Origin of the sequence: Neotabrizicola shimadae, from assembly GCF_019623905.1 — a bacterium.
Lineage (GTDB): Bacteria > Pseudomonadota > Alphaproteobacteria > Rhodobacterales > Rhodobacteraceae > Neotabrizicola > Neotabrizicola shimadae.
This window is the reverse complement of the sequence record NZ_CP069370.1, coordinates 1,172,540-1,192,595: the sequence shown is the minus strand read 5'-3', so window position 1 is coordinate 1,192,595 and position 20,056 is coordinate 1,172,540. Positions and strand designations below refer to the sequence as shown.

General features: G+C 65.0%; 21 protein-coding genes. 8 read left to right on the top strand and 13 right to left on the bottom strand.

Annotated elements, in window-relative coordinates; genetic code table 11:
- Nucleotide 1: 1 nt before the first annotated feature.
- The gene (locus JO391_RS05705; protein WP_220663250.1) at nt 2–436 is read right to left on the bottom strand and encodes a CBS domain-containing protein; all 435 of its coding nucleotides are present in this window, start codon (nt 434–436) and stop codon (nt 2–4) included.
- Between the two features lie 47 nt (nt 437–483).
- A complete protein-coding gene (locus JO391_RS05700) occupies nt 484–1,371 on the bottom strand; it encodes a LysR family transcriptional regulator (RefSeq protein ID WP_220663248.1) in 888 nt (295 codons plus the stop codon).
- Nucleotides 1,372–1,470: 99 nt separating this feature from the next.
- On the opposite strand from JO391_RS05700, the gene JO391_RS05695 reads away from it, so the two are divergent.
- Nucleotides 1,471–2,970 carry a CoA-acylating methylmalonate-semialdehyde dehydrogenase gene (locus tag JO391_RS05695; RefSeq protein ID WP_220663246.1) on the top strand — a complete coding sequence of 500 codons (1,500 nt, stop codon included), beginning with the start codon at nt 1,471–1,473 and terminating at the stop codon, nt 2,968–2,970.
- Nucleotides 2,971–3,238: 268 nt separating this feature from the next.
- Complete coding sequence (locus JO391_RS05690; protein WP_220663245.1) at nt 3,239–5,239, top strand: M10 family metallopeptidase C-terminal domain-containing protein; 2,001 nt, start codon at nt 3,239–3,241, stop codon at nt 5,237–5,239.
- 50 nt (nt 5,240–5,289) lie between these two features.
- On the opposite strand, the gene JO391_RS05685 is transcribed toward JO391_RS05690, so the two are convergent.
- The 11 genes from JO391_RS05685 to iscR form a co-directional block, all read right to left on the bottom strand.
- Complete coding sequence (locus JO391_RS05685; RefSeq protein ID WP_220663243.1) at nt 5,290–6,510, bottom strand: cysteine desulfurase; 1,221 nt, start codon at nt 6,508–6,510, stop codon at nt 5,290–5,292.
- Nucleotides 6,511–6,513: 3 nt separating this feature from the next.
- Nucleotides 6,514–7,092, bottom strand: coding sequence for a Yip1 family protein (locus tag JO391_RS05680; RefSeq protein WP_220663241.1), 579 nt, complete (start codon nt 7,090–7,092; stop codon nt 6,514–6,516).
- A 1-nt stretch (nt 7,093) separates the two neighbouring features.
- Nucleotides 7,094–7,609: a YIP1 family protein gene (locus JO391_RS05675; protein ID WP_220663239.1), complete on the bottom strand. Its 516-nt coding sequence runs from the start codon at nt 7,607–7,609 to the stop codon at nt 7,094–7,096.
- A 1-nt stretch (nt 7,610) separates the two neighbouring features.
- On the bottom strand, nt 7,611–8,894 hold the full coding sequence (sufD, locus tag JO391_RS05670; protein ID WP_220663237.1) for a Fe-S cluster assembly protein SufD: 1,284 nt from the start codon (nt 8,892–8,894) through the stop codon (nt 7,611–7,613).
- 2 nt (nt 8,895–8,896) lie between these two features.
- Nucleotides 8,897–9,649 carry a Fe-S cluster assembly ATPase SufC gene (gene sufC / locus JO391_RS05665; protein WP_220663235.1) on the bottom strand — a complete coding sequence of 251 codons (753 nt, stop codon included), beginning with the start codon at nt 9,647–9,649 and terminating at the stop codon, nt 8,897–8,899.
- A gap of 41 nt (nt 9,650–9,690) precedes the next feature.
- The gene (locus JO391_RS05660) at nt 9,691–10,311 is read right to left on the bottom strand and encodes a hypothetical protein (protein ID WP_259444831.1); all 621 of its coding nucleotides are present in this window, start codon (nt 10,309–10,311) and stop codon (nt 9,691–9,693) included.
- A complete protein-coding gene (locus JO391_RS05655) occupies nt 10,304–10,615 on the bottom strand; it encodes a YbjQ family protein (RefSeq protein ID WP_220663234.1) in 312 nt (103 codons plus the stop codon). The genes JO391_RS05660 and JO391_RS05655 overlap by 8 nt, the downstream gene beginning before the upstream one ends.
- A 13-nt stretch (nt 10,616–10,628) precedes the next feature.
- On the bottom strand, nt 10,629–11,183 hold the full coding sequence (locus tag JO391_RS05650) for a hypothetical protein (protein ID WP_220663232.1): 555 nt from the start codon (nt 11,181–11,183) through the stop codon (nt 10,629–10,631).
- 86 nt (nt 11,184–11,269) lie between these two features.
- Entirely contained in the window at nt 11,270–12,778 is a 1,509-nt protein-coding gene (gene sufB / locus JO391_RS05645; RefSeq protein ID WP_220663230.1) for a Fe-S cluster assembly protein SufB, read from the bottom strand.
- 22 nt (nt 12,779–12,800) lie between these two features.
- Nucleotides 12,801–13,847 carry a cysteine desulfurase family protein gene (locus JO391_RS05640; protein ID WP_220663228.1) on the bottom strand — a complete coding sequence of 349 codons (1,047 nt, stop codon included), beginning with the start codon at nt 13,845–13,847 and terminating at the stop codon, nt 12,801–12,803.
- Complete coding sequence (gene iscR / locus JO391_RS05635; protein ID WP_220663226.1) at nt 13,844–14,305, bottom strand: Fe-S cluster assembly transcriptional regulator IscR; 462 nt, start codon at nt 14,303–14,305, stop codon at nt 13,844–13,846. Before iscR ends, JO391_RS05640 begins: the two co-directional genes overlap by 4 nt.
- A 153-nt stretch (nt 14,306–14,458) precedes the next feature.
- Here iscR and JO391_RS05630 point away from each other — a divergent pair, with 153 nt between their 5' ends.
- The 6 genes from JO391_RS05630 to typA all read left to right on the top strand — a co-directional run bounded on the left by JO391_RS05630 (nt 14,459) and on the right by typA (nt 19,933).
- Nucleotides 14,459–15,118, top strand: a complete 660-nt coding sequence (locus JO391_RS05630; RefSeq protein WP_220663224.1) for an alpha/beta hydrolase — start codon at nt 14,459–14,461, stop codon at nt 15,116–15,118.
- A 3-nt stretch (nt 15,119–15,121) separates the two neighbouring features.
- The gene (locus JO391_RS05625; protein WP_220663222.1) at nt 15,122–15,385 is read left to right on the top strand and encodes a hypothetical protein; all 264 of its coding nucleotides are present in this window, start codon (nt 15,122–15,124) and stop codon (nt 15,383–15,385) included.
- The gene (locus JO391_RS05620; protein WP_220663220.1) at nt 15,382–15,966 is read left to right on the top strand and encodes an HD domain-containing protein; all 585 of its coding nucleotides are present in this window, start codon (nt 15,382–15,384) and stop codon (nt 15,964–15,966) included. Before JO391_RS05625 ends, JO391_RS05620 begins: the two co-directional genes overlap by 4 nt.
- 105 nt (nt 15,967–16,071) lie before the next feature.
- Nucleotides 16,072–17,286 carry an NADP-dependent isocitrate dehydrogenase gene (locus JO391_RS05615; protein ID WP_220663218.1) on the top strand — a complete coding sequence of 405 codons (1,215 nt, stop codon included), beginning with the start codon at nt 16,072–16,074 and terminating at the stop codon, nt 17,284–17,286.
- A 128-nt stretch (nt 17,287–17,414) separates the two neighbouring features.
- Nucleotides 17,415–18,026 carry a YitT family protein gene (locus tag JO391_RS05610; protein ID WP_220663216.1) on the top strand — a complete coding sequence of 204 codons (612 nt, stop codon included), beginning with the start codon at nt 17,415–17,417 and terminating at the stop codon, nt 18,024–18,026.
- A gap of 89 nt (nt 18,027–18,115) precedes the next feature.
- Entirely contained in the window at nt 18,116–19,933 is a 1,818-nt protein-coding gene (typA, locus tag JO391_RS05605) for a translational GTPase TypA (RefSeq protein WP_220663214.1), read from the top strand.
- Nucleotides 19,934–20,056 lie beyond the last annotated feature (123 nt).

Sequence of the window (20,056 nt, the reverse complement as noted above, 5' to 3'; positions counted from 1 at the left end):
GTCAGAAGCCCTTGATCATTCCTTCCAGCGCATCCTTCTCTGCCGAAAGCTCCATCAGGCGGGCCTTCACCACATCGCCGATCGAGATCAATCCGACCATCTCGTCGCCCTCAACCACTGGCATGTGGCGGAACCGGCCGTCGGTCATCTTCTGCAGAACGTCGTCGGTCTTGTCCGAGCGGGCGCAACTCACGATGCGCGAGGTCATGATGCTGTCGACCTTGTCGTTCAGGAAGGCCGGGCCGCGCCGGCCCAACTCGCGCACGACGTCGCGTTCGGACAGGATTCCTGCCACATGTTTGCCATCGGGCGAGACCACAAGCGCGCCGATCTTGCGCATCGAAAGCACTTCGACCGCCTGGCCGATGGTGCTGCCCGGTGCAATGGTCACCACCCCATCGTCCGCCTTCGACTTCAGAATCTGCTGAACCAGCATCTTGGCCTCCCCTGTTGCGCAAAGTGTTCTCCTTGCGCAACTTTCTGTCAAGCCATGGCCTCAAGCCTTTGCACTTCTTTCCTTACGCCGGCCGCCAACAGGTCGGCAAACCGCGAAAGCCGCTCTGCCCGGCCGTCGCTTTCGTGCCGGATCAGCCAGAAGGCCCGGACCAGGCTGACCGCCTCCGGGATCACCTTCACCAATTCCGGCGCGGCGGGCAGCGCAAAGTCGTGCACGATGCCCACCCCTGCCCCGGCCCGCAGCCAGTTCAACTGGACCGAGACCGAGTTCGACGCCAGCGGCACAGCCGCGATTCCCAGGCCGGACAGATAATCCAGTTCCTTGTCGAATATCATGTCGGGGATGTAGCCGACGATCCGGTGCAGCTTCAGTTCGGCCAACGATGTCACTGGTCCGTTTGCGGCAAGCCAATCCCGGGATGCGGCAAAGTGCAGCCGGTAATCGGCCAGCTTCTGCACCCTCAACCGCCCCGCCTCTGGCCGGCTGACGCCGATGGCCATATCCGCCTCGCGTCGCGACAGGTTGAACACCCGCGGCAGGGCCACGATCTGCACCTCCAGCCCCGGGTTTTCGTCGCAGATCTCCGCCAGTACCTGTGGCAGCAGATAGTTCGCGCAACCATCCGGCGCACCAAGGCGGATCTGCCCTGTCAGCCCACCGGCACCCGTCACGGCCTCGGCCGCGCCCTCCATCGCGGCCTCGGCCCGTTCGGCATGGGCCAGAAGCCGCAGCCCCTCTTCGCTCAGCGCATAGCCGGTCGGACCCTTGGCAAACAACCGAGCGCCGACAGCTTCCTCCAGCCGCGCCACTCGTCGCCCGACCGTGGCGGGGTCAATCTTCAAGACCCTCCCTGCACCGCTCAGGCTTTCGGCCCGCGCGACGGCAAGGAAGACCCGCATGTCATCCCAGTCCATCTGCGTCCTTTGCAGAATTGCAAATCCACTTTGGAATCTTGCCTCTTCTTCTGGCAATTCCGCAAGACTATTCTGCCCCCAGCACATCGGGAGGATTCCATGCAAAGCATCGGTCACTGGATCAACGGCAAGCTCGTCCCCGGCACTTCGGGTCGGTTCACGGATGTCTTCAACCCGGCCACGGGCGAGGTTCAGGCCCGCGTGGCTCTTGCCACGACGGCCGAATTGAATGCTGCCGTCGACGAGGCGGCGAAGGCGCAGGTCAAGTGGGCCGCCACCAACCCGCAGCGCCGGGCGCGCGTGATGATGGCCTTCGGTGCGCTCATCAACCAGAACATGGAGAAGCTGGCCGAGATGGTCAGCCGCGAGCATGGCAAGACCATCCCGGATGCGCGGGGCGACGTCCAGCGCGGGCTGGAGGTCATCGAGGTCTGCATGGGCGCGCCCGCCATGCTGAAGGGCGAGATGACCGACAATGCCGGGCCCGGCATCGACATCTACTCGATGCGCCAGCCGCTTGGCGTGGTGGCGGGCATCACGCCGTTCAACTTTCCGGCGATGATCCCGCTGTGGAAGATGGGCCCCGCACTGGCCTCGGGCAACGCCATGATCCTCAAGCCGTCCGAGCGGACGCCTTCGACCTCGATCTTCCTGGCGCAACTGTTGAAGGAAGCGGGCCTGCCCGACGGCGTGCTGCAGGTGGTGAACGGGGACAAGGAGGTGGTGGACGCCATCCTCGACAACCCGGTGATCCAGGGCGTCGGCTTCGTCGGCTCGACCCCGATCGCCCAGTACATCTACGGCCGCGCCGCGACCAACGGCAAGCGGGCCCAGTGCTTTGGCGGGGCCAAGAACCACATGATCATCATGCCCGACGCCGACTTGGACAAGGCGGCGGATGCGCTGGTGGGTGCGGGCTACGGCGCGGCGGGCGAGCGCTGCATGGCGATCTCGGTCGCGGTGCCAGTGGGCGAGAAGACCGCCGACGCGCTGATCGAACGGCTGGTGCCGCGGATCGAGAAGCTGAAGGTCGGGCCCTATACCGCCGGCGAGGACGTGGACTTCGGGCCCGTGGTCACGGCGCAGGCGCGCGACCGGATCAACGGGCTGATCGGTTCGGGCGTCGAGCAGGGCGCGAAGCTGGTGGTCGACGGCCGGGGGATCAAGATCCAGGGCTACGAGAACGGGTTCTTCGTCGGGCCCACGCTGTTTGACCACGTCACCACGGAGATGGACATCTACCGGCAGGAGATCTTCGGGCCGGTGCTTTCTACGGTGCGGATGAAGTCCTATGAGGACGCGCTGAACCTGGTCATCGACAATGAGTACGGGAACGGGACGGCGATCTTTACCGCGGATGGGGACACGGCGCGGGATTTTGCCAGCCGGGTGAATGTGGGCATGGTGGGGATCAACTTCCCGATCCCGGTGCCCCTGTCCTACTACACCTTCGGCGGCTGGAAGAAGTCGGCCTTCGGGGACCTGAACCAGTACGGGCCCGATGCCTTCCGGTTCTATACCAAGACCAAGACCGTCACGGCGCGGTGGTTCTCGGGGATCAAGGAGGGCGCCAGCCTGAACTTCAAGGCGATGGACTGACCCGACCCAAGGGTGGGTCTGCGCGGCCCCGGCTTTGCCGGGGCCGTTTTCATTGAGGGGCGTCCGAGCTCGGACGCTTGGTCACTCTCAATGAAATCAATGCATTACAATCTCATGTTAACTTGGACTTAACACTTGCCCGAAGCCGGGCGCCTGTGGGGGGCGCCAGGCGGACCGGCGGGGGAGACATATTGGAAAGGCGTTGAACGGAAGATGGCTTCGGCGCAGTGTCTGACCGAATGCGTTTCAGCAGGAAAGGAATTGACCGATGTCGGATTTCACGGTCGACCGGCTTCAGGACTGGGAAGCGAACCTGTCGCCGATCGGAAGCCCGGACGCCGCCTTTGGCCTGAATGGCGGGCCGGACGACAGAACGGAATGGGGCCTGGCCGCGGACAAGACCAACGGGGTTGACCTTGGCGCGGCCGTGGCCGGCGAGACGGTGGGCTTTACCAGGATCAATCCGGCTTCGGTGACGGCCGCCAGCATCCAGGCCCCCCGGCCGGTGCTTGCCGGCGTGGACACGATTCCCGGCGACATTTCGACCACGGTGACGATTGGCGTCGGCGGAAGCCTGACGAGCGAGCTGGACAGCGCCGGCGACCGCGACTGGATTGCCGTGACACTGCAGGCCGGCAGGACATACAGCATCAGCCTGAGCGGAACCGGCGCCAACGCGGTCAGTGACACCTATCTTCGACTGATGAACGCAGCCGGGATCCAGGTTGCCTTCGACGACGATGGCGGCGCCGGCACCAATTCCCTGCTGGTCTTTACCGCCACGACCACCGGCACCTATTACATCAATGCGGGCGCCTACGACGACGCCCTGACGGGCGAGTACACGGTTGAGGTCAATGCAGTTAAGCCGCCAAGTTTCCTGGACAGCATCGACTGGGGCACGCAGGTTTCGACCAATGTGATCCAGGTCTATTTCGCGCCCCGCGGCACGACCTATGACGGGGTGACGTCGCTCGGCTGGAATGCCTATGAGATCCAGCAGGCGATGCTGGCGTTCCAGCAGTTCGAGAACATCGCCAATGTCACCATCACGCGCACCACCAACGCGGCGGCGGCCGAGTTCGTGCTGGTCACGACCACGGACAACAGCTTTCTGGGCTATTTCAACCCGCCCGGCGAGGTGAACGAGGGCGTGGGCGTCTTTGCCCGCAACGGCACCGGCTGGGACGAGACAGCGCCCGGCACCGGCGGGCTGGAACAGGGCGGTTACGGCTTTGTCACCCTGATCCATGAGTTCGGGCATGGCATGGGCCTGGCGCATCCGCATGACAATGGCGGCTCTTCGACCGTGTGGCAGGGCGTGACCGATCCCTTCGATTCCTTAGGGACCTTCGACCTGAACCAGGGCATCTACACGACCATGTCCTACAACGATGGCTGGCAGTTGCACCCATCGGGCGAGAACAGCGCCATTCCCTACGGCTATCAGGGCACCCTGATGGCCTTTGACATTGCCATGCTGCAAGAGAAGTACGGGGCGAACACGACCTTCGCCGCGGGCAATTCGACCTATGTGCTGCCGGAAGCCAATGCCACGGGCACCTTCTTTGCCTGCATCTGGGACACCGGCGGCGTGGATCAGGTGGTCTACAACGGAACCTCTTCTGCCACCATCGACCTGCGCGCCGCGACCCTGGGCTATGCTGCGGGATCGGGCGGGTTCATCTCTTTTGCCGATGGCATTTATGGCGGCTATACCATCGCGAATGGCGTGGTGATCGAGAATGCGACCGGCGGATCGGCCGGGGATTCGATCATGGGCAATGCGGCGGCGAACCGGCTGAACGGCCGGGGCGGGAACGATTCGCTTGTGGGTGCCGCCGGCAACGATGTTCTGCTGGGCAGCACGGGCCTCGACACGCTGGTGGGGGGCCTTGGTGACGACACGCTGAACGGCGGGGCCGGCCGCGACATCCTGATCGGCAACGACGGGGCGGATGATTTCATCTATGCCAACGCGTCGGACAGCGGGGCGACTGCCGCGACGCGCGACCAGATCAACGGCTTTGTCTCGGGTGCCGATGACATCGATCTACGCAGCATGGATGCCGACAGCACCGACGCGACCAACGATGCCTTCCTGTGGCGCGACACGCTTGGTTTCAGCGGGGTGGCGGGACAGTTGCGGTGGGCTGCATCCACGGCCGGCGTGCTGGTGTTCGGCGACCTGAACGGCGACCGGGTGGTGGACTTCTCGATCCTGCTGGCCGGGGTGACCAGCGTGGTGCAGGGCGATTTCTTCCTGTGACCTGACAGGACGGGCGGGAGCCTTTGGCCCCGCCCGAAACTGCGGGTTCGTCAGCCGAAGAGATCGTGGCAAAGCTCCAGCGCGGAGACCAGGGCATCGACCTCTTCGGTGGTGTTGTAGAGGCCGAAGGAGGCGCGGCAGGTCGCCGTGACGCCCATGTGCTGCATAAGCGGCATGGCACAATGCGTGCCGGCGCGCACCGCGATGCCGCGCTTGTCGAGCACGGTCGAGATGTCATGCGCATGGGCTGCGCCTTGCAGCGAGAAGCTGAAGATCGCGCCCTTGGTGGCGGAATTGCCCTGCACCTTCAGCCAGTTCAGGCCATCGAGGCGCGTGCGCGCGTAGTCGCGGAGCATCCGTTCATGCGCGGCGATGTTGTCCATGCCAAGGGTGGTGAGGTAGTCGAGCGCCACGCCCAGGCCGATCTGGTTGACGATGCCGGGGGTGCCGGCCTCGAACTTCATGGGCGGATCGGCCCAGGTGACGGTATCGCGCGTGACCTCGCGGATCATGTCGCCGCCGCCGAGGAAGGGGCGCATTTCGGCCATGCGGTCGGGACGGATATAGATCGCGCCCGAACCGCTTGGCCCGTACAGTTTGTGCCCGGTGACGGCGTAGAAGTCGCAGCCGATGGCCTGCACATCCACCGGCATATGGACAGCGGCCTGGCTGCCATCGACGAGCACGGGAACGCCCCTTTCGCGGGCGGCGTGGCAGATGGCCGCCACATCGACCACGGTGCCCAGGACGTTGGACATATGGGTGATGGCGACGAGTTTCGTGCGCGGGCCGATGGCGTCGATCACCGCCTGGGGATCGAGGTCGCCATTGGCATCGACATCGACCCATTTCAGCACCACGCCCTGCCGTTCGCGCAGGAAATGCCAGGGCACGATGTTGGCGTGGTGTTCCATGATCGAGAGCACGATCTCGTCGCCAGGCTGAAGCCGCGGAGCGGCCCAGGCGTAGGAGACGAGGTTGATGCCCTCGGTCGTGCCGGAGGTGAAGACGATCTCTTCCTCGGTGGCAGCGTTCAGGAAGCGCGCGATGATGCCGCGCACGGCTTCGTATTTCTCGGTCGAAATGGTCGAAAGCGTGTGCAGGCCGCGGTGGACGTTGGCGTAGTCTTCGGCATAGCCGCGCGTCACTGCGTCGATCACCACCTGGGGTTTCTGCGCGCTGGCGCCGTTGTCGAGATAGACCAGCGGCTTGCCGTTCACCTTGCGCGACAGGATCGGGAAATCGGCGCGCACTTGGGCGACGTCGTACATGGCTCAGGCTCCCGCAAGGGTGACGAGAAGAAGGGACAGGACCAGCGCGATGGCGAAGGCCGAGCCGATGATGCCGAAGAGCACGCTCCAGACCGAACGGAACCCGTGCAGTTCGGTCACGAAGGGGGCGAGCAGCCAGAAGAACAGCACCAGCCCGAGCGTGCCGATGACATCGGCCAGAAGCGGGACGGTCAGCATGAACAGGACCTGAACCGCTTGCAGGAGAAGGAAGATCGCCTGGAGCCAGCTGACGAGGACCACCGCGCCGGTCAGCTCTCCCTGGCCGCCGAAGGCGCGGCCGACGAGATGCACCCCGAAGACGAGGATCAGAAGCGCCATGCCCGACAGGAGCACGGTGCCGAAGGGGCTGGCCGCGATCTCGCCAAGCTCGGCCGGGTCGCCGGCGGCGAGAAGGCCGAGCGTGAGGTGGAACATCAGCGCAGAGAGGATGCAGACCAGCGCGAGAGCGGTCCAGGCCACGGCGGGGGCGAGGTTCATCTGCAACAGCTCGCGCGCGGCGCCGCGGGGGGAGCGCAGCGTGTAGAGGGCGAAGCGGGCGAGTTCCTCGACGGGGTTTGTCATCTCAGCTCTCTGCCTCGATCAGCATGGACAGCCAGAGCCACAGGAAGGCCAGGGCAACAGCGGCGCCGACCAGGGTGAGTTGCAGGCCGGGCCCGGCGAGACCGGCAAGGAGGCCCTGGAACAGCATGGCGGGCGCGGCGGCGAGGAAGGCCCAGACAAGCGCGAGCCGGGCGGCGGCGTGGTCGCCCCGGCCGCCGAAGGCGCGGGCGACGAGGTGGCTGAGGGCGGCCACGGCAAAGAGGAGGAGCGGCAGGACGAAGACCAGGACGAAGAGGTTGATGCCCATGAGCGCCTGGAGGCTGGGGATCTGGTCGGGGGCCATCCCGCCGGCCTCTGCCATGCGGCGGTCCAGTTCGGCCTGGCGGGCGAGCGCGGGCCAGCGGGCGATGAAGGCCAGCACGCAGGCGGCCATCATCAGCACCAGCACGGTCGCCTCGCGCGGGCGGTCCGCCAGTTTGGCCCGGATGAACCGGCGCGGTCCCTTCCAGGCCGCCAGGATATCGGCCGTGATCGACATGTCAGCCTTCGTGCCGCGAGAGCCAGCCTTCCAGGCGCGAGCGGATGTCTTCGGCCAGGCGTTCATCCTCGATCTCGGCGATGGCTTCGGCGAGGAAGGCCAGCACGAGAAGCGATTGCGCCTGGCGGTAGGGCACGCCGCGCGAGCGGAGGTAGAAGAGCGCCGTGTCGTCGATGGCGCCGGAGGTGGAGCCGTGCGAGCATTTCACGTCGTCGGCGTAGATTTCCAGCTCGGGCTTGGCGAGGAACTGGCTGTCGTCGTCGAGAAGAAGAGACTGGCTGATCTGGTAGCCGTCGGTCTTTTGCGCGCCCTGCTTCACCAGGATCTTGCCCTGGAACACGCCGGTCGCGCCGTGGCGCAGCACCTTCTTGAACACCTGGCGGCTTTCGCAGCGTTCGGCGGCATGGGTCACGAAGACCGTGTCGTCATGCAGGAAATCGCCGTCTCCCATGGCGGCGCCGGCCACATGGGCCAGACTGTCGTCGCCCACCAGTTCCAGCACCGCCTCGTTGCGGGTGAGCCGGCCATTGGCCGTGAGGGTGAAGGACTTGAACAGCGCCTCGCGCCCGATGCGGGCGAAGATGTGGGTCACGGCCACCCGTTCATGGTCGCGGCCCTGGGCGCGGACATGGTGGAAGCGCGCGCCGTCCCCGACCTCGACCTCCATCACCTTGCAGAAGCGCGCCGCCGCGGGGCCGTTTTCCAGAACGGTCAGTTCGGCACCATCCTCAAGCTTGATGCAGTGGTGCAGGATCGCGTCGGAATGCTCTGATTCATGACGATAAATCAGGGAAACAGGCCTTTCGGCCTTTCCTGTGACGCGGATCAGCAGCCCGTCTGTGGCGAAGGCCGAGTTCATCGCGGCAAGGGGCCGGGCAACCGGGCTTTGACCGCGCGCTTCCAGCACGCCGTAAAGATCGCGCGCCCAGTGGATATCGGTCGTGCCCACCTGGGACAGGCGTTCGATCTCGACCCCGGCGAGGGCCGGATCGTCCGAGGCGCCGGCATCGAACACGCCATCGACAAAGACCAGTTTCACCCGGTCGATGCCATCGAACAGCGGCGGCTCGTCACCGGCATCGAAAAGCGCAGCCGGGCGCAGGGCGCCGGTCAGTGGTGCCGGATCGGTGTAGCGCCAGTATTCGTCGCGCCGGCCCGGCAGGCCCATGCCGGCCAGGCGCGACAGCGCCTCGGCCCGCGCGGCGCCAAGCCATCCCCCCGGCGCGAAGGAAAGCCCGGCGATCCGCGCCGACAGCTGATCCTGTTTCGCCTGCGGCAAAGCCATGGTCAGCCCTCCGCCAGGATGTCGGCATAGCCGTTGTGTTCGACCTCGAGCGCCAGTTCCGGCCCGCCGGTCTTGATGATGCGGCCCGCCGCCATGATGTGCACCACGTCCGGCTTGATGTGATCGAGCAGCCGCTGGTAGTGGGTGATCACCAGGAAGGACCGGCCGGCGTCGCGCAGCGCGTTCACGCCTTCGGACACCAGCTTCATCGCATCGACGTCCAGCCCCGAGTCGGTTTCGTCGAGGATGCACATCTTCGGCTCCAGCATCGCCATCTGGAGGATTTCATTGCGCTTCTTCTCGCCACCGGAAAAGCCCACGTTGACGGGGCGCTTCAGCATTTCGGCGTCGATCTTCAGGTTCTTCGCCTTTTCGCGCACGAGTTTGAGGAAGTCACCCGCGCTGACTTCCGACTCGCCGCGCGCCTTGCGCTGTGCGTTCAGCGCGGTGCGCAGGAAGGTCATGTTGCCGACGCCGGGGATTTCCACGGGATACTGGAAGGCAAGGAACAGGCCGGCGGCGGCGCGTTCTTCCGGCTCCATCGCCAGAAGGTCGGCACCATCCAGCGTGGCCGTGCCGTCGGTGACTTCATAGCCGTCGCGACCCGACAGGACATAGGACAGGGTGGACTTGCCCGAGCCGTTCGGACCCATGATGGCATGGACTTCACCGGCCTTCACACTGAGATCGACCCCGCGGAGGATGACCTTGTCTTCCTCTTCAAGTTTGACGTGCAGATTGTTGATTTCCAGCATGATTTCCTCGTGTGTTCGGTGCGCGCGGGCGGCCTGCGGCTCTAGCGCGGATCCATGTAGCTTTCGGCCAGAAGCCGCAGCGCCGCGGGCGGCAGGGGCATCGGAACCAGTTCGAAGCGGGCCATGCGGCCGTGGGTTGCGGCGGGACGCAGCACCTGTTCGACCGCGTGGTAATGCGGGCGGTCGGCATAATCGTCCCAGATCAGGGTTACGGGCGCGGTGCTGCGCACCAGCGCCGTCAGGAAGCAGGCTACGCGAAAACGGCCGTCGATCAGGATCGTGTCGGGCTGCACGAAATCGGGCCGGTCCCAGACCGAAAGGGCATAGTCTGGCCATTTGCGGAAGGCACGGTTGGTCGCGGGATAGCCCCACCGCTTGACCTCGCCGATATCGGCGCGGTGCAGGCGAAGGTCGGCCTGCGCGGGGTGGTTGGTGAGCCAGATATCGAGCCGCGCGATCCAGTCGGGATCGCTTTCCACGGTGAAGACGAGACGATCCTTGAGTTCGGCGCCCATGGCGGTGGACCCGCCGGCGCCATATTCCAGGATGACGCGCGCACGGCTGTAGGCGGCCCGTACCTCGGCTGCGACCTCTTCGGGGAAGGTCAGCACCGGGCGGCCCGGATCATGGGCGGCAGGTTCTGGCACCATCGCGTCAGCCAAGGCGCACCGCCGTGCCCGAGGCCGAGACCATGAGCATCTGGCCGATCACTTCGTAATCGAGGTCAACGCCGACAACGGCGGTGGCGCCTCGTTCTGCCGCGCGGGCCTGCATTTCCGACAGGGCGGTTTCGCGGGCATCGGCCAGCTTCGCCTCGTAGGCGCCCGAGCGGCCCCCGATGATATCGGTCACGCCGGCAAAGAAATCGCGGACGATGTTGGCGCCCATGATCGCTTCGCCCGTGACGATGCCCAGGTATTCGGCGATCTGGTAGCCTTCGACCGAGGGGGTGGTGGTGACGATCATGCCGCCCCCCCGCTCAGAACACGAAGCTGAGCCCCCGGAACAGGAGGGAATGAGGCTTGGTCGAGGTCACCACGTCGGCCACCCAGAGGGGCGTGAAGACACGGCCGAACGCCTCGGGGTAAAGGTGCACCATGTTGTGGAACAGAAGCACCGCCGCCACGACGCCGAGGGAGCGGGCGATCTGCTGCGACGAGCCGCGCATCCGCAGCGCCCGCGCGCAGATCAGCGCAAGCAGAAAGCCCAGGACGAACTGGGTCAGCATTTCCAGATCGGGCGAGGCTTTCACCCGCGGCAGGCCGACGAGGTGGAACCGCGCCACCATGGCCAAGCCATGCGCCGCAATGCCGATGGCAAAGGCCAGGACCAGCGACAGAGGCTCCAGCGCGTTGCGCAGGGCCGCTGCCGGGGCGGGGCCGCGCTGCGCCGCCTTGCCGGAGTTCACGGGGATCACATAGCTTTCGTCCACGCCCACGAAGAGCGTGCGCTTTGACGAGGCCGCGCCCGAGTTGATGCGCGCGACCCGGCGCGCGAAATCCGCATGTCCCGACGATATGCCGTCCGCAAGCATCGGCCTTCTCCCGATCCCTTTCGAGGATCGGGGCTAATGGGCCAGCAAGGCGCAAATGTGATGCGATGGGACCCATTTTGCGACCGTCAGCCGACCGAGCCTTCCAGGCTGATCGCCACAAGGCTTTGCGCCTCCATGGCGAATTCCATGGGCAGGGCCTGCAGGACCTCTTTGCAGAAACCGTTGACGACCAGGGCCACGGCCTCCTCTTCGTCCATGCCGCGCGAACGGCAGTAGAAGAGCTGGTCCTCGTCCACCTTCGAGGTGGTGGCTTCGTGTTCGCAGCGCGACGAGTTGTTCTTCACCTCGATGTAGGGAACCGTGTGGGCGCCGCATTTGTCGCCGATGAGCAGGCTGTCGCACTGGGTGTAGTTGCGGCTGCCCGTGGCCTTGGGGTGAACCGAGACGAGGCCGCGATAGGTGTTCTGGGCGCGTCCCGCACTGATGCCCTTGGACACGATGCGCGACTTGGTGTTGCGGCCCAGATGGATCATCTTGGTGCCGGTGTCGGCCTGCTGCGCGTTGTTGGCGATGGCGATCGAATAGAACTCACCCTGGCTGTCATGGCCGCGCAGGATGCAGGAGGGGTACTTCCAGGTGATGGCCGAGCCGGTTTCCACCTGGGTCCACATCACCTTGGACCGGTCGCCCCGGCAATCGGCGCGCTTTGTGACGAAGTTGTAGATGCCGCCCTTGCCGTTTTCATCGCCCGGATACCAGTTCTGGACGGTGGAGTATTTCACCTCGGCATCGTCCAGAAGCACGATTTCCACCACGGCCGCGTGCAGCTGGTGAGTGTCGCGCTTGGGCGCGGTGCAGCCTTCCAGGTAGCTGACGTACGAGCCCTTGTCGGCGATGATCAGGGTGCGTTCGAACTGGCCGGTGTTTTCGGCATTGATGCGGAAATAGGTCGAAAGCTCCATCGGGCAGCGCACGCCCGGCGGCACGTAGACGAAGGAGCCGTCCGAGAAGACGGCGGAGTTCAGTGTGGCGAAGAAGTTGTCGGACTGCGGCACGACCGAACCGAGGTACTTCTGCACGAGTTCCGGATAGTCGCGGATCGCTTCCGAGATCGGGCAGAAGATGACGCCGGCCTTCTTGAGTTCGGCCTTGAACGTGGTGCCCACGCTGACCGAGTCGAAGACCGCGTCCACCGCGACCTTGCGTTCGCCTTCGGGCGCCTCGACCCCGGCCAGAAGCGCCTGCTCCTTCAGCGGGATGCCCAGCTTGGCATAGGTGGCCAGGAGCTTCGGGTCCACATCGTCCAGCGACTTGGGCTTGACCGACATGCTCTTGGGCTTGGCGTAGTAATACTGGTCCTGATAGTCGATCTCGGGATAGTTGAGCATCGCCCACCGGGGCTCTTCCATCTGAAGCCAGCGGCGGAAGGCGGCGAGGCGCCAGTCGAGCATCCATTCCGGCTCGCCGTTCTTCTGGCTGATGAGGCGCACGATGTCCTCGTTCAGGCCCTTGGGCGCGTATTCCGTCTCGATCTGGGTTTCCCAGCCGTACTTGTACTTGCCGGCCATGGCCTGCACGGTTTCGATCGTCTCGCGATCGACGCCGTCGCGCAGTTCGGTTTCCAGTGCAGCCATTGGCCCTACTCCCGTTCCTGTCTCATGCCGCCCGCGCGCGCGCCTTGCGGCAGGCAGCTGTCCAGACCTCGGCGAAGCGCAGGACTTCTTCCTCGGTCGTCGATGGCCCGATCGAGACGCGGATCGCCTGCCCCGCCTCGGCCTCGCCATACCCCATCGCGCGCAGCACCCGGCTGGCGCGCACCTTGCCGCTGGAGCAGGCCGAGCCCGCCGATATGGCGAAACCGGCCAGATCCATGGCCATCACCTGCGTCTCGCCCTTCCAGCCCGGAGCAATCAGGCAAAGCGTGTTCGGCAGGCGCGGCCCGGCATTTCCGACCGAAATAGTCCCCAAATCGGCCGCCGACAATGCCGATTCTAGAATATTTCTAATTTGGGCCACCCGATCCCAGACCCCATCGGCCAGGTCGCGCGACGCGGCCGAGGCGGCGGCGGCAAAGCCTGCGATGCCGATCAGGTTTTCGGTTCCGGCGCGTCGGCCCATTTCCTGCCCGCCGCCCTTCAGCTGAGCCGGCAGGTCGATGCCGCGGCGAAGCACAAGCGCCCCCACGCCCTTTGGCCCGCCCAGCTTGTGCGCGGAGACCAGCCCCGCCTGACAGCCCAGCCAGTTGAAAGCGAACGGCAGCTTGCCGAAGGCCTGGGTCAGGTCGCTGACGGCGAGGCCATCGGGCAGGTCCTGCACCACCCCGGTTTCGGAGTTGGCCAGTTGCAAGGCCGTGCGCGCCGGATCGTCGACCGCCACCCTGCCCTGCGCATCGACCGGCAGGCCGGCAGCGCACCAGGCGGCGACGGCATCGTGCTCGACCGCCGCGCAGGACAGGCCGCGCCCGGCGCAGGCCAGCGCGGCCGCCTCGGTCGCGCCCGACGTGAAGACGATATCGGCCCCGTCGGCGCCAAGCGCCGTGGCGATGTCGGACCGGGCGCGTTCCATCAGCGCCTTGGCCGCCCGCCCCTCGGCATGGACCGAAGAGGGATTGCCCAAGACATCCATCGCCGCCGCCATGGCCGCGCGCGCCTCGGGCCGAAGGGGCGCCGTGGCGTTCCAGTCAAGGTAGGTGCGGCTGGTCATTCCTCATCCACCACGCGGAACAGCGCGGGAACAGCCGGACAGGGGTGCATTTCGTTGCGGATCACATCGGACAGGCGCGTCTGGTGCAGGAAAACATAGACATGGGCCGACAAGCCTTCCCACAGCCGGTTGGTCAGCGATTGCGCCCGCGTGCCCGAAACCGCCCCGCTGGCCCCTGCCCCGGTGTGCATGGCATCCACGGTTTCCTCGACCGCCTCCATCACTTCGGAGATGCGGATGGCGTCCGGACTTTTCGCCAACTTGTAGCCGCCGCCCGGCCCGCGCACCGCCTCGACCAGGCCCGCGCGGCGCAGTTTCACGAAAAGCTGCTCCAGATAAGGAAGCGAAATGTCCTGGCGCTTGGCAATTTCGGCGAGCGAAACCAGATCCTCGCCCCTTGCCAGGGCCAGATCGGCGAGGGCGACCATTGCGTAACGCCCCTTGGTAGAGAGTTTCATTGCGACCCGCCCCGCCATTTCCATTGACGCACAAGGCCGGGGCCATTACCTGAAGCCCAGCCTTTGGACGGCGCCGCCGCCCTTAGAACGGTTCTAGATTGGGCAAGCGAAAGAGTCAACAATCGCGGGCCCAGCTTACAGGTCAGGACGACGATGCCCGAAGTGATCTTTGCAGGCCCCGAGGGTCGGCTTGAAGGACGTTACCATCCGCAGAAGGACAAGGACGCCCCCATTGCCATCGTGCTGCATCCGCACCCGCTGTACGGCGGCACGATGAACAACAAGGTCGTCTACAATCTGCACTATGCCTTCTATAACCTGGGCTTCACCGTGCTGCGGTTCAATTTCCGCGGCGTGGGGCGCAGCCAGGGCGAGTATGACCAGGGCATCGGCGAACTTTCCGATGCCGCCTCGGCGCTGGATTACCTGCAGTCGATGAACCAGAACGCCAAGCATTGCTGGGTGGCGGGATTTTCCTTTGGCGCCTGGGTCGGGATGCAGCTTCTTATGCGCCGGCCCGAGATCACCGGCTTCATCTCGGTTGCGCCGCCCGCGAACCTGTATGACTTCTCGTTCCTGGCGCCCTGCCCTTCGTCCGGGCTGATCATCAATGGCACGGCCGACCGCGTGGCACCGCCCAAGGACACCAAGTCGCTGGTGGCCAAGCTGCATGAGCAGAAGGGCATCACGATTACCCATACCGAGATCGAGGGTGCGGATCACTTCTTCAAGGACGAGGAAGCCCACATGAAGCCGATGATCGACACGGTGTCGGACTATGTCCGCCGCCGCATGGGCGAAACGACGCGGTAAGCCATGGGCTTCATCGAGGATCTTGCCGACGAACTGGCCCGCGACGTGATCGCGGCGCAGCCCGAACTGGGTGACGACCGGTTCTATGAAAAGGTCAGCCGCGTGATCGGCGCGGCCTCGCCCACGCTTCAGGAGGCCTTCATGACCTCGATCCGCATCCGTTTGGCGGAACAGCGGGCGCGGCTGTTCTTTCAGGAAGCGGTCAAGGCCAAGCGCGAGGGCGGCAGCGGCCCCGAAGCGCCGAAGGATTACGGATCGGGCCATTGACCGACCGGCTGGAGGCGCAATTCGCCTTTCTGAACGAGGCCGACCGGCTGAAATCTGTGCTGCGCGCAACGACGCTTTGCGACGCATCGCGGCCCGAGAATTCGGGCGAGCATTCCTGGCACCTGGCGCTTTACGCGCTGGTGCTGGCCGATCAGGCGGGTCCGGGCGTGAACATCGACCGGGTGATCCGCATGCTCTTGCTGCATGACCTGGTCGAGATCGACGTGGGCGACGTGCCGATCCATTCGCAGAACGGCACCGCCCATGGCAGTGCCGAGACGCAGGCTGCCGAGGCACGGGCCGCCGAACGCATCTTCGGGCTGCTTCCCGGTGACTTGCGTGACGATCTTCGCGCGCTGTGGGAAGAGTTCGAGGCTGCCGAGACCCCGGACGCGGTCTTTGCCAAGAGCCTCGACCGGGTGCAGCCGGTAATGCAGAACCTCGCCTGCGGCGGAGGCACCTGGGCCACCTATGACGTGACCTTCGACCAGCTGGAAAGCCGTGTCGGCGTGAAGATCGCCCGCGGCGCACCGCGTCTGTGGGACTGGGTGCGGTGCAAGGTGCGGCCCTGGTTCGGGTAAGCCTGCGGGCTGCGACAATTCTGTATACCGTCGCATACCATCTTTCGCGGCAGGGCGGTTTCCGCTATGCAGCATCCATCCGAATCCCCAATGCGAGGCGCCCCAATGTCGAAGATCAAGGTAGCCAATCCCATCGTCGAGATGGACGGCGACGAGATGACCCGGATCATCTGGGACTTCATCAAGAAGAAACTGATCCTGCCCTATCTCGACGTTGATCTTCTGTACTACGATCTGGGCATCGAGGAGCGTGACCGCACCAACGACCAGATCACCATCGACGCCGCGATGAAGACCAAGGAAGTCGGCGTCGCGGTGAAATGCGCCACGATCACCCCCGACGAAGCGCGTGTCGAGGAATTCGGCCTGAAGGAAATGTGGAAGTCGCCGAACGGCACGATCCGCAACATCCTGGGCGGCGTGATCTTCCGCGAGCCGATCATCTGCAAGAACGTGCCGCGCCTGGTGCCGGGCTGGACCAAGCCCATCGTCGTGGGCCGTCACGCCTTTGGCGACCAGTACAAGGCCACCGATTTCCGCTTTCCCGGCAAGGGTGTGCTGACGCTGAAATACGTGGGCGAAGACGGCACGGTGATCGAGAAGGAAGTGTTCAAGGCCCCCGGTGCGGGCGTGGTCATGGGCATGTACAACTTGGACCAGTCGATCATGGACTTCGCCCGGTCGTCCATGAACTATGGCCTCATGAAGGGCTGGCCGGTCTATCTTTCGACCAAGAACACCATCCTCAAGGCCTATGACGGCCGCTTCAAGGACCTGTTCCAGAAGGTCTTCGACGAGGAATTCGCCGATCAGTTCAAGGCTGCCGGCATCACCTATGAACACCGCCTGATCGACGACATGGTGGCCTCGGCGCTGAAATGGTCGGGCGGCTATGTCTGGGCCTGCAAGAACTATGACGGCGACGTGCAGTCCGACACGGTGGCGCAGGGCTTCGGTTCGCTTGGGCTGATGACCTCGGTGCTGATGACGCCCGATGGCAAGATCGTCGAGGCCGAGGCGGCGCACGGCACAGTGACCCGCCACTACCGCGAGCACCAGAAGGGCAAGGCGACCTCCACGAACTCGGTCGCCTCGATCTTCGCCTGGACCGGCGGCCTGAAGCACCGCGCCAAGCTGGACGGCAACGAGGCGCTGATGCGCTTTGCCACCACGCTGGAAAAGGTCTGCGTGCAGACCGTGGAGGACGGCTACATGACCAAGGACCTGGCGCTGCTGGTCGGGCCGGACCAGAAGTGGCTGACCACCATGGGCTATCTGGAAAAGGTGGACGAATACCTGAACAAGGCGCTGGCCGCCTGATCGGGGTTTGAGCGAATGAGAGGGGCCGAAGCCGTCTTCGGCCCCTTTTCTGTGCGATGCCGGCACCGCGGCCGCCAAATCAGGTCAGCACCTTTGACTTAGTTGGCCTGTTGTGGCACCCCCGGCGCATGGCCGATACGAACGCAACCGTGAAACATTCCAGGCTGGACGATGTGCAGGGCATGGCCCTGGGCATCTTCTTTTCCGCGCTTGGCCTGCATGTGCTGACCCAGGTCGGCCTGATCACCGGGCAGACGGCGGGCATCGCGGTGATCCTGTCCTATCTGACCGGCTGGTCCTTCGGCGCGGTGTTCTTCGTCATCAACCTGCCGTTCTACGCGCTCGCCTGGAAGCGCCTGGGGACCGAGTTCACGGTGAAATCCCTGATCTCTGTCACCTCGGTTTCGCTTCTGACCGGGTTCCTTCCGGCCCATTTCGCCATTTCGCACCTGTCGCCCGCGCTTGGGGCCGTGATCTTTGGCAGCCTGACCGGCATGGGCCTGCTGGCGCTGTTCCGGCACAATGGCAGCCTGGGTGGGCTTGGCGTGTTGGCGCTTCTGGCGCAGGACCGGTTCGGGTTCCGGGCGGGTTATGTGCAACTGATCGCGGATGCCATCATCTTCTCGCTGGCGCTGTTGCTGTTTCCGGTCGAGCGCGTGATGTGGTCGGTGCTTGGGGCGGTGGTGCTGAACCTCGTCATCACCTTCAACCACCGGCGCGACCGCTATATCGCGACCTGATTCTGCACCGCCGCAAGGTTCCGCTGGCCTTTTGCCCGGCCTTGCGCTAGTGCCGCGCGCAACCGCACAGGATGAAAGAGACCTCCCCGATGGAGCTTCGCAACATCGCCATCATCGCGCATGTCGACCATGGCAAGACCACCCTCGTCGATGAACTGCTGAAGCAGTCGGGCGCCTTCCGCGAAGGCCAGGCCGTTTCCGAACGCGCCATGGACTCGAACGACATCGAGCGCGAGCGGGGCATCACGATCCTGGCGAAGTGCACGAGCGTCGAATGGAATGGCACGCGCATCAACATCGTCGACACCCCCGGCCACGCCGATTTCGGCGGCGAGGTGGAGCGGATCCTGAGCATGGTGGACGGTGTCTGCCTGCTGGTCGATGCCGCCGAAGGCCCGATGCCGCAGACGAAGTTCGTGACCTCCAAGGCGCTGGCGCTTGGCCTGCGTCCGATCGTCGTGCTGAACAAGGTCGACAAGCCCGATGCCGAGCCCGACCGGGCGCTGAACGAGGTGTTCGACCTGTTCGCCAACCTGGGCGCAAATGACGAGCAACTGGACTTCCCGCATGTCTATGCCTCTGGCCGGTCCGGCTGGGCCGACATGGAACTGGACGGGCCGCGCAAGGACCTGTCGGCGCTGTTCGACCTGATCGTGCGCCATGTGCCGGCGCCGGCGCAGATCGCCTCGGAAGGCGAGCCCTTCCGGATGCTGGCGACCACGCTGTCCGCCGACCCTTTCATCGGCCGCATCCTGACGGGCCGCGTCGAGGCCGGCCGGCTGACCGCCGGCACCACGATCAAGGCGCTGAACCGCAACGGCGAGCGGCTGGAACAGTTCCGGGTGTCGAAGATCCTCGCCTTCCGCGGCCTTGGCCAGCAGCCCATCGACGAGGCGGTGGCGGGCGACATCGTGACCATCGCGGGAATGACCAAGGCCACCGTGGCCGACACGCTTTGCGCTCTGGAGGTCGATGCCGCCCTGCCCGCGCAGCCGATCGACCCGCCGACCATCACCGTGACCTTCGGCATAAACGACAGCCCGCTGGCGGGACGTGACGGAACCAAGGTGCAGTCGCGCGTGATCCGTGACCGGCTGATGAAGGAAGCCGAGCAGAACGTCGCCATCAAGATCGCCGACACGCCCGGCGGCGAGGCGTTCGAGGTTTCGGGCCGCGGCGAGCTTCAGATGGGCGTCCTGATCGAGAACATGCGCCGTGAGGGGTTCGAGCTTTCGATCAGCCGTCCCCGCGTGATCTTCCGCGACATCGACGGGGTGCGGCACGAGCCGGTGGAAGAGGTCATCGTCGATGTGGACGATGATTACTCGGGCGCCGTGATCGACAAGCTGACCGGCGAGCGGAAGGGCGATCTGGTCGAGATGAAGCCCGCAGGCGTGGGCAAGACCCGGATCATCGCCCATGTGCCCTCGCGCGGGTTGATCGGGTATCAGGGCCAGTTCCTGACCGACACGCGGGGCACGGGCGTGCTGAACCGGATCTTCCACGGCTGGGTGCCGCACAAGGGGCCGATCCAGGGGCGTCGTCAGGGTGTGCTGATCTCGACCGAGAACGGGGTATCGGTGGCCTATGCGCTGTGGAACCTGGAAGACCGGGGCCGCATGTTCATTGGCCCGCAGGAGCAGGTTTACGAGGGCATGATCATCGGCGAGCACAGCCGGGACAACGACCTGGAAGTGAACCCGCTGAAGGGCAAGAAGCTGACCAACGTGCGGGCCTCTGGCACGGACGAGGCGGTGCGGCTGACCCCGCATGTCAAGATGAGCCTGGAAGAGGCCATCGCCTATATCGACGACGATGAACTGGTCGAGGTCACACCCAAGATCATCCGGCTGCGCAAGCGGCTTCTGGACCCGCATGAGCGGAAGCGGGACAGCCGCAAGGAGTGAGCGTCCGAGCTCGGACGCCTTCCTGATCTGAATGAAATCAATATCTTGTCGCCGAGCATTCACTTGGCGTTAAGATCTGGCCCTGCTTGCCCGAACGGGCGGGCGGGGCCTTTTCTTGGGCTA